Source organism: Pseudomonas sp. G34 (assembly GCF_031119625.1).
In the GTDB taxonomy this organism is placed as follows: Bacteria; Pseudomonadota; Gammaproteobacteria; order Pseudomonadales; family Pseudomonadaceae; genus Aquipseudomonas.
Genome location: NZ_JAVHZV010000020.1, coordinates 72,094 through 85,326, shown reverse-complemented (window position 1 = coordinate 85,326; position 13,233 = coordinate 72,094). Strand labels below are relative to the sequence as shown.

General features: G+C 65.7%; 9 protein-coding genes and 4 pseudogenes. 8 read left to right on the top strand and 5 right to left on the bottom strand.

Going from position 1 to position 13,233, the window contains the following annotated elements:
- Positions 1-37 precede the first annotated feature (37 nt).
- The 3 genes and pseudogenes from QYS36_RS24025 to QYS36_RS13955 all read left to right on the top strand — a co-directional run.
- Positions 38-1,204, top strand: a pseudogene (locus QYS36_RS24025) (HAMP domain-containing protein); the annotation flags it as partial.
- Positions 1,199-2,062 carry a methyl-accepting chemotaxis protein gene (locus QYS36_RS24020; protein WP_374990460.1) on the top strand — a complete coding sequence of 288 codons (864 nt, stop codon included), beginning with the start codon at positions 1,199-1,201 and terminating at the stop codon, positions 2,060-2,062. The pseudogene QYS36_RS24025 and the gene QYS36_RS24020, both read left to right, overlap by 6 nt.
- Positions 2,063-2,204: 142 nt before the next feature.
- Positions 2,205-2,654 (top strand): DNA methylase, encoded by a 450-nt coding sequence (locus QYS36_RS13955; RefSeq protein WP_308840049.1) that lies wholly within the window; start codon positions 2,205-2,207, stop codon positions 2,652-2,654.
- Positions 2,655-2,665: 11 nt separating this feature from the next.
- Here QYS36_RS13955 and QYS36_RS13950 read toward each other — a convergent pair whose 3' ends face one another.
- A complete protein-coding gene (locus tag QYS36_RS13950) occupies positions 2,666-3,157 on the bottom strand; it encodes a hypothetical protein (RefSeq protein WP_308840048.1) in 492 nt (163 codons plus the stop codon).
- Positions 3,158-3,361: 204 nt separating this feature from the next.
- Between QYS36_RS13950 and QYS36_RS13945 the strand changes: the two genes are divergently transcribed.
- From QYS36_RS13945 to QYS36_RS24010, 3 genes and pseudogenes are all read left to right on the top strand, one after another.
- On the top strand, positions 3,362-3,907 hold the full coding sequence (locus tag QYS36_RS13945; RefSeq protein ID WP_308840047.1) for a DUF4124 domain-containing protein: 546 nt from the start codon (positions 3,362-3,364) through the stop codon (positions 3,905-3,907).
- A 132-nt stretch (positions 3,908-4,039) separates the two neighbouring features.
- Positions 4,040-4,744 (top strand): annotated as a pseudogene (locus QYS36_RS24015) (methyl-accepting chemotaxis protein); the annotation flags it as partial.
- A gap of 66 nt (positions 4,745-4,810) precedes the next feature.
- On the top strand, positions 4,811-5,662 hold the full coding sequence (locus QYS36_RS24010) for a methyl-accepting chemotaxis protein (protein ID WP_374990459.1): 852 nt from the start codon (positions 4,811-4,813) through the stop codon (positions 5,660-5,662).
- Between the two features lie 45 nt (positions 5,663-5,707).
- Here QYS36_RS24010 and QYS36_RS24005 read toward each other — a convergent pair.
- The 4 genes and pseudogenes from QYS36_RS24005 to dapA form a co-directional block, all read right to left on the bottom strand.
- Positions 5,708-6,229: pseudogene (locus tag QYS36_RS24005) on the bottom strand (methyl-accepting chemotaxis protein); the annotation flags it as partial.
- A 336-nt stretch (positions 6,230-6,565) separates the two neighbouring features.
- Positions 6,566-7,471: pseudogene (locus tag QYS36_RS24000) on the bottom strand (HAMP domain-containing protein); the annotation flags it as partial.
- A 552-nt stretch (positions 7,472-8,023) separates the two neighbouring features.
- The gene (locus tag QYS36_RS13930) at positions 8,024-9,082 is read right to left on the bottom strand and encodes an extracellular solute-binding protein (protein ID WP_308840044.1); all 1,059 of its coding nucleotides are present in this window, start codon (positions 9,080-9,082) and stop codon (positions 8,024-8,026) included.
- On the bottom strand, positions 9,079-9,906 hold the full coding sequence (gene dapA, locus QYS36_RS13925; protein WP_308840043.1) for a 4-hydroxy-tetrahydrodipicolinate synthase: 828 nt from the start codon (positions 9,904-9,906) through the stop codon (positions 9,079-9,081). Before dapA ends, QYS36_RS13930 begins: the two co-directional genes overlap by 4 nt.
- Before the next feature lie 315 nt (positions 9,907-10,221).
- Between dapA and QYS36_RS13920 the strand changes: the two genes are divergently transcribed.
- Both QYS36_RS13920 and QYS36_RS13915 read left to right on the top strand, forming a co-directional pair.
- Complete coding sequence (locus tag QYS36_RS13920) at positions 10,222-11,673, top strand: APC family permease (protein ID WP_308840042.1); 1,452 nt, start codon at positions 10,222-10,224, stop codon at positions 11,671-11,673.
- Between the two features lie 86 nt (positions 11,674-11,759).
- Positions 11,760-13,175, top strand: a complete 1,416-nt coding sequence (locus tag QYS36_RS13915) for an aldehyde dehydrogenase family protein (protein ID WP_308840041.1) — start codon at positions 11,760-11,762, stop codon at positions 13,173-13,175.
- Positions 13,176-13,233 lie beyond the last annotated feature (58 nt).

Here is a 13,233-nt window from a genome sequence, read left to right as displayed (position 1 = left end):
AAACACCAAGCCGACCCTGAGAGGTCTGTGAGAAACCATGAATATCCTTGCTCCTGCCATGCACCTGACCAGTCGGCTTCGCTTTCCCGTCAAATTCGCGATCCTCGCCGTGATCGTGCTGATTCCGCTGAGCCTGCTGGGCCTGCGCGTCATCAACCAGATCAACGCCAGCATCGACACTATCCGCAGCGAGCAGCTTGGCCAGCGTTACCTGCTGGACGTCACGCCCGTACTGCGCCTGTCGATGCTGCAGCGCGCCCTGACCAACCGCCTGCTCAGTGGCGATGCCACGGCCCAGGGCGATCTCGCCGCCAACCAGGCGAAATTGCAGGAGGCGTTCAGCAAGCTGGAGGCCACCGACCGCGAGCTGGGCACCACGCTGGAAACCGCTGACCGGGTGGCGCGCCTGCGTACCGACGCTTTGCAGCTGATCGAGCAGGGCAGGGGCAATGCCGATCAGGGGCAGATCTTCGATGCCTGGAACGACCAGCTCGCCAAGACGCTGAATTTCGTTTATCTGGTCAGCGCCACATCGGGCATGGTGCTGGATGAGGACTACAACTCGCTGTTCATGATCGACCAGAGCACCCTGCGCCTGCCGCGGCAGATAAACGTCGTCGGCCAGTTGCGCGGCCTGGCCAGCGGGCTGCGCGAGGGTCAGCCGCTTGGCGCCGGCACGCGCTCGGCGCTGCGGGTATTGCTCAAGCAGGAACTGCAGATCCGCCAGGAGCTGCTGCAAAGCCTGGCGCTGCTGCGTCGCAACGCGCCGGCGCTGGCAGATCGGTTGCAGGCGCCGATCAACAGCGCACTGCAGGCGCTGGACAGCTTTCGCGCCGACCTTGGCCGAGTGCTCGCCGACACCGGCAGCACCATCAATGGGGTGCAGGGGCTGGCGGCCAACGGCAACGCGGTGGTGGCCGATCTGTACAAGGCTCAGGACGTGTTGCAGGAAGAGTTGACCAACGCCCTGGGGCAGCGGACGCACGAACGACTGTCCGAACGGGCTTTGATCCTCGGCATGTTCGCCTTCATGGGCCTGCTGCTGGCCTATGTGTTCATGGGCATCTACCGCTCGATGCGCAACGCCATCGACGAGGTGCTGGAAGCCTCGCGGCAGATTGCCCAGGGCGACCTCACCGCCCAGGTGCAGGTCCGTGGCAAGGATGAAATGGCCGATGTGGGCAAGGGCTTCAACCACATGGTGCAGGCCTTCCGCACCTCGTTGACGCAGGTGGAGCACAGTTCCCACGCGGTGTCCGAGGCCTCGGTGCGCCTGGGCGCCTCCATTGCCCGGGCCAAGCAGTCGATGAATACCCAGCAGGGCGAAACCGAGCAGGTGGCCACGGCCATCAACGAGATGACCGCCAGCGTCGCCGACGTGGCGCAGAACACCGAGGGCGCCGCGCGGGCGGCCGGGCAGGCCAGCCAGGCGTCGGCCAATGGCTTGGCGGTGATGAATACCACGCGCATGACCATCGAGGCGCTGGCCGGCGAGGTTGAGCTGAGCGCGCAGAAGGTATCCGCATTGGCGGTGCACAGCCAGGAGATCGGTGGGGTCATCGAAGTCATCCGTAATATCGCCGACCAGACCAACCTGCTGGCGTTGAACGCCGCCATCGAAGCGGCGCGTGCCGGCGAGCAGGGGCGCGGTTTCGCCGTGGTGGCCGATGAGGTGCGCACCCTGGCTTCGCGCACCCAGGGCTCGACCGAGGAAATCCGCCGCATCATTCAGGAACTGCAGCAGGCCATGGCCGCTACCGTTGAACAGATGAAAACCGGCCAGGACAAGGCCCAGGCCTGCGTGCAATCGGCCGATCAGGCGGCCAGGAGCCTTGTTGCGATCAATGATGAGGTCGAGCAGATCGTCGGCATGAACACCCAGATCGCCAGCGCGGCGGTGCAGCAGCACGCCGTCTCCGAAGACATCAACCGCAACGTCATCGAGATTCGCAATGGCAGCGTGGTTCTGATCGAGGGCATCGAGGAAAACGCCCAGACGGCCGACGAGCTGTCGCGCCTGGCCGGGGAGCTGCGCACCGTGGTGTCGCGCTTCAAGATCTGACTCGCCTGACTGATCGCGGCGCACTGCTCGCCGCGGGTCGTCGGGCTCTGCCTGATACAGATGAAGTGATCGCTGCCGGCTGGCCGTGGTCTGCCTTGCAGAGAGGGCGTAGATCACGCGCGTCATGAAGGGAGCGGCACCGGTGACCAAGCAACGCATCAGCGCACAGCAACTGGGGCTCGAGGCCGGGCTCGCCAAGGCCGATGAGCGGACGCTGTTCAAGTGGCTGCTGGCGAGCTTCGTGTTCGGCAAGCCGATCCAGCAGGCCGTGGCCGAACGGGCCTACCGGATCCTCGTCGAGCAGCACGGGCTGGACACACCTGCCAAGCTTGCCCACTGCAGCCAGCAACAACTGGTGCGGCTGCTCGGCCAGGCGCGCTACGTGCGTTACGACATTTCCACTGCCGCGCGCCTGCACAAGCTCAGCCGCAAGTTACTGGCCGAGTACAGCGGCACCGTTACCGCCATCCGCCAGCAGAGCCCCACTCGGCACCAGTTCGCGCAGCGCCTGCTGGCCTTCGAGGGCATCGGCCCGAAGACGGTGGAGATCTTCATGGGCGAGGCCGAGGGCGGGCTTTACGGCGAGCAGTGACCAGGTAGCGGTCAGGTGCGCGCACCGCCACGGGCATTCTTCTTCTGCAGAATCTCCGCGGCCTCGTTGTAGGCGGCCTGGAAGGTTTCGCTGCCGATCCACTGCACGGCGGCGTCTTCGTCGTCGTGGTGGAACAGGCCGCGGTAGACGATCAGCAGGCCCATCATGAAGTCGGTCGCCGCTTCCGGGTCTTCCTCGGCGACCACCAGTTCCAGCACCGGGTATTGCAGGAACACCAGGCACAGGGCGAGCAGGCCGATGGCTTCGGCCTGGTGCATGGCCTGGAACAGGTCATCGAAGTGCGCCGGGTCGAAGCCGTTTGCCTCGATGTCCTTGAAGTCGAAGGTAGCGAGGTCGATCTCCACGTCATCGAAGGGCTCGTCAATCAGCGGGTTGGCCAGCAGCGGGTGCACGACAGTGGCCTTGGGCTTGCCCATGCGGTTCTGCCTGGCCTTGGTCTTGGCCCGCTGGGCGCGTTTTTTCTGCTTGTCGGGAGAGGCCATGGCGGCAGGGTCCTTGTGCGGAGCTGAAAGCGGATGCGCATTGTATGCAGTCTTGGCCGTTTGGTTGCGGCAACTTCATGCACCGCCATCGTGGCGCCGTTCGCAGATATCAGACGGGCAGCGCGGCCGGCCCTTGGCAAAGCCGCCACCTGGTTCTAGATTGCCCGCAGCGCAGCCCGCGCTCAGTACAGGGATTTATCGGTCATGCCCATTCGCCCGACGCTCGCGCTGCTTGTGCTGTGCAGCCTTTCCACTCACGCGTTGAGCCAGGTGTACAGCTGGGTCGACGAGAAGGGGCAAAAGCATTTCGGCAGCCAGCCACCGCCTGCCCAGCAGGTCGAGGCGGTGACCATCAAGCCCGGTTACGCCGCTGAAGCGCCAGCGGCAGCACCTGCCGAACCCGCCCGGGCGGCAGCGGCCGAGCGGGCGCCAGGCAAAACGTCGAAGCGCGAAATGTGCCAGAGCGCCATGCGCTGGACGGTCATCGACCTCAAGAACCTGCGCGAGATCGCCGAGGAGCGCCAAAGCGCCGGGCGCATTACCGCCGCCGAATACGCGCAGGCGCAACAGAACCTGGACGGTGTAGAGCAGCGGATCAGCCTGCAGGACTGCACCACCAGTTCCGGTGAGGACCAACAACGCTACGAATGCCTGTCCAAAGGCGCCGGGGTGCTGGTGTGTTCCGGGCTGATGGCGGCGGCAATGGAGGAGGCCGAGAAGGAGGCCAGGCAGCGCAGCAGAAAACCCTAGCCCGCGCAGGCCGGAATACGGCCACGCGAATTCGTAAAAAGTGGCTATCTGGACGGCTGGTTATCTCGCTGCAATATATCTGTCATGCGGTCTTCATAAACTCGTCGTACCTCCCTTCCGTTCGAGATTTCCATGAGCTTTGGTCGTTCGCTGCGTGCCCAATTGGTGTTGCTGATTGGCGGTGGCCTGGTGTTGATGTTGCTGATTGCGCTGGCTGGTTTTGCATTGTTGTCGCGCCAATTGGATGGCTATGGGGCGTTGCTCAGTGGCCCGCTGGAAGAAGCACGCCAGGTGGACGGCGCCAACCTGGCCTTCAAGATCCAGGTTCAGGAATGGAAGAACGTGCTCTTGCGCGGCGCCGACGAAGCACAGCGCAACCGTTACTGGCGGCAGTTCCAGGATGAAGAGCAACGGGTGCAGACGCGGATCGGCCAGTTGATAGACACAGCGGACAGCGCCGAGCTGCGCCAACGGCTGAGCGAGTTGCGCGCCGCCCACGCCGAGATGGGCCAGGCCTATCGCCGCGGTTACCAGGCCTTTGCCGCCGCAGGGTTTTCCGCCCAGGCTGGGGATGCGGCGGTCAAGGGCATCGACCGGGCCACCAGCGAACAGCTGTCGCTGCTGGTCGACGAGTTGCACGCACGTAGCCAGGCGAGCGCCAGGCAGTTGAGTGAGAACGCCGAGCGCAGCGTGTTGTTCGGCAGCCTGGCGATGCTTGCGCTCGGCGTGCTGCTGGCGCTGTTCAGCGCCTGGCTGGTCAATCGCCGCATTACCACGCCGCTGTTGCAGGCTACCGGGCAGCTCGAACTGCTCAGCCGCGGGCAGTTCGGTGAGCGCCTGAGCGAAGGCCGTGAAGATGAGGTCGGGCAACTGGCCCAGGCGGCCAACCGCCTGCGCGAGTTCATGCAGGCGCTGTCACAGCAACTGCGTCGTGGTACCGGTGAGCTGGACGCCGCCACGCAGGAACTGAGCAGCGTGGCCGGGCATATCGGCCAGGGCATTCGCGAGCAGTTTTCCCGCACCGACCAGGTGGCCACGGCCATGCACCAGATGAGCGCCACGGCCGAGGAAGTGGCGCGCCATTCGGCCAGCGCGGCGCGGGCCGCCGACGACGCCGACCAGGCCGCCCAGCAAGGCGAGGCGACCATGGCCAGTACCATCGCCACCATCGAGCGCCTGCATGGGGAAATCACCCGTACCGCCGAAGTGATCGGCCGGCTCGACACCGACAGCGAGCGTATCGGCGGGGTATTGGAAGTGATCCGCGGCATCGCCGACCAGACCAACCTGCTGGCCCTCAATGCTGCCATCGAGGCCGCACGCGCCGGTGAGGCGGGCCGTGGCTTCGCGGTGGTGGCCGATGAGGTGCGCAACCTGTCGTCGCGCACCGCCAGTTCGATCAGCGAGATTCATCAGTTGATCGCCAACGTGCAGGGCGCCTCCAAGGAGGCCAGCGCGGCGATCGCCACCGGAGCGCAGCAGAGTGCCGCCGGCCGTGCCCAGGTTGGCGTGGCCGGCGAGCGCCTGCACAGCATCACCCTGGCGGTGGAAGCCATCCGCGACATGAACCGGCAGATCGCCACGGCGGCGGAGGAGCAGACCTCGGTGGCCGAGGACATCGCCCGCAACCTCGCCGAGATCGTGTCCATCGCCCAGCGCAACGAGACCGACCTGCAGCGCAGCGAATCGGCGGGTCGCGCCATGCAGGGGCTGTCCGGTGACCTGTCGACACTGGCGGCGCGCTTGCAGCACTAATCAGGCACAGGAAGGAGAGGGCGGTGATCGCCCTCCTGAGCGGCGCTACACCTTGAACTGATCCATCAGCTTCATCTGCTGGTTGGCCAGGTTGTTGAGCTGGCTGCTGACCTTGGCCGATTCGGTGGCCTGTTCGGTCAGGGTTTCGGTCACCGTACGGATGGCGGCGACGTTGCGGTTGACCTCTTCGGCCACGGCGCTCTGTTGTTCCGCGGCGCTGGCGATCTGCAGGTTCATGTCGCTGATCACCGACACCGCATCGCTGATCTGGCCCAGGGTCTGGGCAGCGTGCTGGATCTGCGTGACGTTGGTCTGCGCGTGCTGCTGGCTGGTGTGCATGGTGGTGACCACGCCGCGGGTGGCGCCCTGGATGCGCTCGATCACCTGGCGGATTTCCTCGACCGAGTCCTGGGTGCGGCGGGCCAGGTTGCGTACCTCGTCGGCCACCACCGCAAAGCCGCGGCCGCTGTCGCCGGCCCGGGCCGCTTCGATGGCGGCGTTCAAGGCCAGCAGGTTGGTCTGCTCGGCGATGCTGCGGATCACTTCGAGCACCGAGCCGATCTGTTCGCTGTTGACCGCCAGGGCTTCGACCTCGGTCACCGCTTTGCTGATTTCATCGGCCAGGATACGAATGTCCTTGCTGCTGCGCTCGATGATGGTGCGGCTCTGCTGGGCTGATTCGTCAGCGCCGCGGGCAGCTTCGGCCGCCTTGGAGGCGCTGCTGGCGACTTCCTGGGCGGTGGCGCTCATTTCATTGGACGCGGTGGCCACCTGGTCGACTTCGCGAAACTGGATCTGCATGCCGTCGCTGGTCTGGCTGGCGATGTGCGAGGACTGGTCGGCGGTACCGCGCGCCTCGGTGATGCTCTGCTTGATCTGCGCGATGGTCGGTTGCAGCTTGTCGAGGAAGCGGTTGAACCAGCTCGCCAGCTCGCCCAGTTCGTCGCGCTTGTTGTAGCGCAGGCGCTGGGTCAGATCGCCTTCGCCGCTGGCGATGTCTTCGAGCATACGGGCCACTTCGTTGATCGGCCGGGTGACGCCGGAGGCGGTCAGCCAGATCAGCAGCAGGCCCACCAGGCAGGCCACCAAGGCCACGGCCAGGGCCTTGAAGGTGCCGCTGGTCTGCGCCTGGTCGAGCAGGTCCTGCAGTTTCACCGCGTCGGCCAGGAGAATCTTTTCCGGCAGGCCGATGGACACGCCCCAGGGCTTGGCATTGTCGATGGGGCTGACCGGGTAGACCGCGTGGATGTAATCGTCCTGGCTGAACACGCTGGGCGCCTGGTTGCCCAGGGCGGCGAGAACCTTCCTGCCTTCTTCACCCTGGGCTTCGCCGATGTTCTTGCCGATCTGCTTGTCGTCGGTGCTGAAGGCGGCGAGGGTGCCACTGGGGGAGACGATCAGTACCCGCCCGGCGTTGTCGAACAGGCCGCGCTGGGCTTCGCTGGCAGCGGCCTGTAGGCCGGCGAGCTCGAGGTCGACGCCCACGGTGGCGATCACCTTGTCGCCGTCCATCAGTGGAATCGACAGCGAGGTCATCAGCAGGCGTTTGCCTTCCAGGGTGTCGGCATAGGGCTCCAGCAGGCAGGCGCTCTTGCGCTCACGGGGGCAGGTGTACCAGCTGTTGTAGGGCGTGCCGCTGATGCTCAGCTCGGTTTTGCCGAGGTCGCCTTCGGTGATCACGATGTTCACCCGTTGCGCTGTGCTGCGCGTCCAGCCACTGGAGAAACGGCCGGTTTCGTTGGAGCCGTGGGCGAGGTCGTCGACGAATTCGGCATCACGGCCATCCAGCGCGTTGGGTTCGAACACCATCCAGACGCCCAGCACCTTGGTGTTGCGCTCGAAGACGCTCTTGACGCTCTGATTGAGCGCCGCGCGCAGCTCGCTGGCCGGCATGCCGACGCGGTTGGCCAGGGCGCGCAGGTCATTCACCTGGTCGGCCAGGCTCCTGGTCACCAGCAGGTTTTCGTTGAAGGTGCGTTGCAGCCTCACCGCCTGTTCGGCCGCCTGGGCCTCGAGCAGGCGCTCGACACTGGCGGTGAGCATCTGCTTGCTCGATGCACTGGTCAGCTGGTTGTTCTCGGCGCTCTGGTAGAGGTTCATGCCGACGATCAGGGCCGTTACACCCAGCAGGCACAGACCGGATAGCAGAACGATTTTCAGCCGGATGGACATCGAATTGAACATGGCGCTATCTCTCGGGAGGGGTACGGTTGTTCTTGTTGTGTCGAACGCGCACGGATGGTTGGCTTCCTGGGTATCGGCCTGGCGATTCCTTTCATGAGCAGGTGCGGTGAAGATGCCTGGCGCTTCGCTAGCTGTCATAGGGACACTAGTCGAGTTGCCGGTGACCACCCTGCTTTTTTATCGACGGTTGGCCTTGAGTTTTTGCCAGGTGCTCGTGAGCGCAGCCTCCTGGTCATCGCTCAAGGATTCCAGCAGATAGCTGACGCGCCGTTGCCTGGCATTCATGACCTGCATCGGGTGCTCGGCAGCGAAGCGCTGCATGGCCGGCGAGTCGCTTGGCAGCGGTGCATAGAAATGCGTGGCGCGGGCGTTGCGAATGGCGTTTTGCGGGGTGATCAGGAAGTCGATGAGGCGGTAGGCCAGCTCCGGGTTGGGCGCATTGGCGGGGATGGCCAGGGTGTCGATGTACATGGCCGCGCCCTCATCGGGGATCACATAGCTCAGCGCCGGGTTGTTTTCGATGGCCCGCAACGCATGGCCGCTCCAGCTCATGGCCAGGCACAACTTGCCCTGCGCCAGCGCATCGACGTACGCCCAGTTGTTCAGTTCGGCGAATTTCGGCACCAGCGGTTCCAGCGCTTGCAGGGCCTTGGCGATCTGCCGCGGGCTGCTGACCGTCGGATTGCGGCCCTTGTAGTTGAGCAGCAGCGAGGACACTTCCTGGGGCGCGTCGATCAAGCCGACCCCGCAGTCGAACAGGCGCGACACCTGCTGGGGCTCGAACAGCAGGCCCCAACTCGACGGCAATGGCCCGCCATAGGCGGCCTGGGCCAGCGTGGTGTTCACCACCATGCCCACCGAGCCCCACAGATAGGGCACTGCGTGCCCCTTGGCGGCTGGCTGGCCGGCGAGCATCGACAGCAGCCAGGGGTCGAGCTGGGCGTAGTGGGACAGGCGGCGGGTGTCCAGGGGCGCCAGCGCGCCGCTGTCCGCCAGCTCCTTGAGCATGAAGTGCGACGGCACGATCACGTCATAGGCCGTGCCTGAGCGCATGGCCTGCATCAGCTCCTCGGCGGTGGTGAAGCCCTGGTACTCGACGCGAATGCCGGTGCTCTGTTGGAAGTCCTCGATCACCGCGGGGTCGAAGTAGTCCTGCCAGCTGAGAAAGCGCAGCACGGGTTGGGCGTGAGCGCTGCTGCAGGTGAGCAGGGCGAGTAGGCAGAGCAGGGCTTTCATGGCATCACTCCCAGGAGATCGCCGGCATCGGCGCGGGCCAGCGGGTTCGGCGAGCATGGCTGGTGAATCGGTTGCCCAGGGCCGCCAGCGGACTGGTTTGCCTGGCCGGCGCCGCTCACAGCGCGCAGACGGCTGTCGAGCTGTAGCGCGGTGCGTGCATCGCCGCGGCGTAGCGCCGCGCACAGGTCGGCGACCAGGCGCGGGGCGAGGTTGGCAATGAGTGAAATGCGGCCCGCGCCGCCCAGCAGCATGACTTCCAGCGCAGTGCGGTCGTCGCCGGCATACAGCGCGAACCCGGGGGCGCAGCGTGCGAGCAGTTGCCTGGCCCGCTGCAGGTCGCCGCTGGCGTCGTTGATGCCGATGATGTTGGCGACAGGCGACAGGCGTGCAACGGTCGCCACGCTCAGCTCGCCGCCAGTGCGGTCATGGAGCATCTGCGGCATGTCGACGGCCCGGGCGATGCTCTCGAAGTGGCCGTACAGGCCCTGTTGGGAGGGGCGCGGGAAGCAGGGCGTGCTCAGCATCAGGGCATCGGCCCCGGCCTGCTTGGCCGCCAGGCTGAATGCGATGGCTTCACGGGTGCTGTTGCTGCCGATGCTGGCGATGACCGGGATCTCGCCCTGCACCAGCGCCACCACGCGGCGGATCAGGCGGCTGTGGGCATCGATGTCGAGAGTGGCGCTGTCACCCGGGGGGCCGGGGAGCAGCAGCGCGTCACTGCCTGCGTGCAGGTGCAGGTCGATCAATCTGGCCAGGCGCCGTTCGTCCACCTCGCCGGCGGCGTTGGTGGGCGTGACGATGGCCGCAATGCTGCCCCGGATCATGATCGAGCCCTCCCATGCCTATTGTTCTTATTGGGTTTTGGCCGGGGCGCGTGTGTCCCCTGTGGGGCGATGGTAGAAGCGCGCGTCGCGCCGGCGGTATCCCAAATCGGCAGCGTCTCGCCATGGCGCTGCACGGCCGTGAACCATCTTGGCAACGGGGCGTATTTTTGACTGCCAATTTGGGCTAACACACCGCAGGGGAACGGCCTAGGATCGATTTCGTCAGCGAATAACAACAGCGTTTCGGTCGGCCAGGCGGGCGTGTCGTCTTCCTCCGACCCCTGAAAAACTGCCTCATAAAATAAGGTCAAGAGAATGAGCGTATCCATGAGTCCGCCCGCAGGCTCGAACGAGCTGCGGCGTGGCGCCCTGAGTGTCGGTTTCATCATCTTCTTCGTGGTCTCGGCAGCCAGCCCACTGAGTGTGCTGGCCGGCGGTTTCCCGATCGGCATCATGCTCGGCAGCGGCGCCGGCACCCCTGCGCTACTGGTGCTGGCCCTGTTGGTGCTGCTGTCGTTCGCGGTGGGTTACACCACCATGGCGCGGCATGTGACCAACGCCGGCGGTTTCTACGCCTTCTCCTCGCGGGGCCTGGGTGGGCTGGCGGGTGGCGCGGCCGGGGTGCTGGCGATGTTCGCCTACAACATCCTGCAGGTCGGCCTGTACGGCATGTTCGGCGGCGTGGTGGCCGGCACCATGTCCAGCGTGTTCGCCATCGACCTGCCATGGTGGGCGTATTCGCTGCTGGCCATGGCCAGCGTGGCGATTCTTGGCTACCGCAATATCGACCTGTCGGCGCGGGTGCTGTCGCTGATCGTGGTTGCCGAATACCTGGCGATCCTGGTGCTGGACATCGCCATCCTGCGCAGCGGTGGCGACAGCGGGGTGAATTTCGATTCCTTCACGCCCGAGTACGCGTTCAGCGGCAACCCGTCGATCGGCCTGCTGTTCTGCTTCGCGGCGTTCATCGGCTTCGAGGCGACCACCATCTACGGTGAAGAGGCGAAGAACCCGCAGCGCGCGATTCCCATCGCCACCTATGTGTCGGTGCTGCTGATCGGCTGCTTCTACGCCATCTCGATCTGGTCGATGGTCATTGGCGTGGGCACCGACAAGATCGTGCCGACCCTGCAGGCGCTGACCGACCCGACCACCTTCATCTACGGTCTGTCCGACCATTACGTCGGCCCGCAACTGACCCAGGTGATCCGCGTGCTGTTCGTGGTGAGCATCTACGCAGGGCTGCTGGCCTTCCACAACTCGGCGGCGCGCTACTTCTACGCCATCGGCCGTGACGGCATGCTGCCCAAGTCGCTGGGCCTGACCCACCGCATTCACCAGAGCCCGCACATGGGCTCGGCCCTGCAGAGCCTGATCGCCGCGGTGGTGGTGCTGATCTTCGCGGTGATGGACGCCGACCCGATCCTGCAACTGTTCGCCTGGTTCTCCAGCCTGGCCACGCTGTGCCTGCTGCTGCTGATGGCGCTGACCTCGGCGGCGGTGCTGATGTACTTCAAGCGCAATCCGCAACTGCAACTGGGCGTGTTGCGCCGCCTGATCCTGCCGGCGTTCTCCTGCATGGCCCTGAGCATCGTGCTGGTGATCGCGGTGATCCACTTCGATGTGCTCACCGGCTCCAGCAAGGCGATCTCCTACGCGCTGTGTGCGGTGATTCCAGCCGCCCTGATCGGTGGTGTGCTGCTGGCCATGCGCCTGCGCCGCAAATCGCCGGAGTGCTTCGCCAAGCTGGGCAGCCACAAACTGTAAGCACGGCTGTAAGCACGGCGCTCTCCTTTCATCTATACCAAGCCTACCGCGCAGCGTTGCTGGCGGTAGCGCCCGGGACCTTTTCCATGAACGACTATCGCATGCTTATCGACGGTGCCCGCGTAGCGGGCGAGGGTGGCCACTTCGAGGTGCTCAACCCGGCCACCGAGACCGCCGTCGCCCAGTGCACGGCCGGCTCCCTGGCCCAGCTTGACCTGGCCGTGGCAGCGGCCCGCAGGGCCTTTGCCGGTTGGCAACTGAGCAGCCACGCCGAGCGCAGCGCCTGCCTGCAGCGCATCGCCGATGCCATCGAACAGGATGCCGAGCGCCTGGCACGGCTGATCGTCAGCGAGCAGGGCAAGCCGCTGGCGCTGGCGTTTTCCGAGGTCATGGGCGGCGTCGCCTGGACCCGCTACGCCGCCGCCCAGGAAATCCCGGTCGAGCTGATCGAGGACAACGCCACCCAGCGCGTCGAACTGCACCGCAAGCCGCTGGGCGTGGTGGCCTCGATCACGCCGTGGAACTGGCCGTTCATGATCGCCATCTGGCACATCATGCCGGCGCTGCGGGCGGGTAACTGCGTGATCAGCAAGCCATCCAGCCTGACCCCGCTGAGCACCATCGCCCTGGTCGAGATCATCGCCCGGCACGTGCCCAATGGGGTGATCAACATCATCACCGGCGAGCGCGGTTTCGGCAGCGCGATTTCCAGCCACCCGGGCATCGACAAGATCGTCTTCACCGGCTCCACGGCTACCGGGCAGCGGGTCATGCAGGCGGCGGCCGGCAACCTCAAGCGCCTGACCCTGGAGCTGGGTGGCAACGACGCGGCCATCGTGCTGCCCGGCACCGCGGTCGAAGAAACCGCCGAGGCGATCTTCCAGGCCGCCTTCCTCAACATGGGCCAGACCTGCGCAGCGCTCAAGCGCCTGTACGTGCACGAGTCGCAGCAGCAGGCGTTCGCCGACGCGCTGGTGGCCATCGCCGGGCGCCAGGTGGTCGGTGACGGCCTGGAGGAGGGCGTGACCTTCGGCCCGGTACAGAACAGCGAGCAACTGCAGCTGGTCAGCGAGCTGGTCGACGACGCCCGCGCTAAAGGTGCCCAGGTGCTGTGCGGCGGCGAGCGCCTGGCGCGCCCGGGGTTCTTCTACCCGCCGACCCTCGTCAGCGGCGTGAACAACGGTGACCGCCTGGTGGACGAGGAGCAGTTCGGCCCGGTGCTGCCGCTGATCGCCTACCGCGATGTCGAGGAGGTGCTGCGCGCTGCCAACGACAGCGACATGGGTCTGGGCGGTTCGGTCTGGGGGCCTGATACCGAGCAGGCGCTGGCGGTTGCCAGGCGCCTGGAGAGCGGTGTGGCCTGGGTCAACTGCCACGCGCAAATCCAGCCGAACACGCCGTTCGGTGGCAGCAAGATGTCCGGGTTCGGCGTCGAGTTCGGCCTGGAGGGGCTGCTCGAGTTCACCGGCCAGCAACTGCTGTACGTGCGCAAACCCGTTTAGGGGTAGGGCCCTGGGCGTTGTCCGCCAGGGCGCCAGAAGTGCTTGCCAACATAATAAA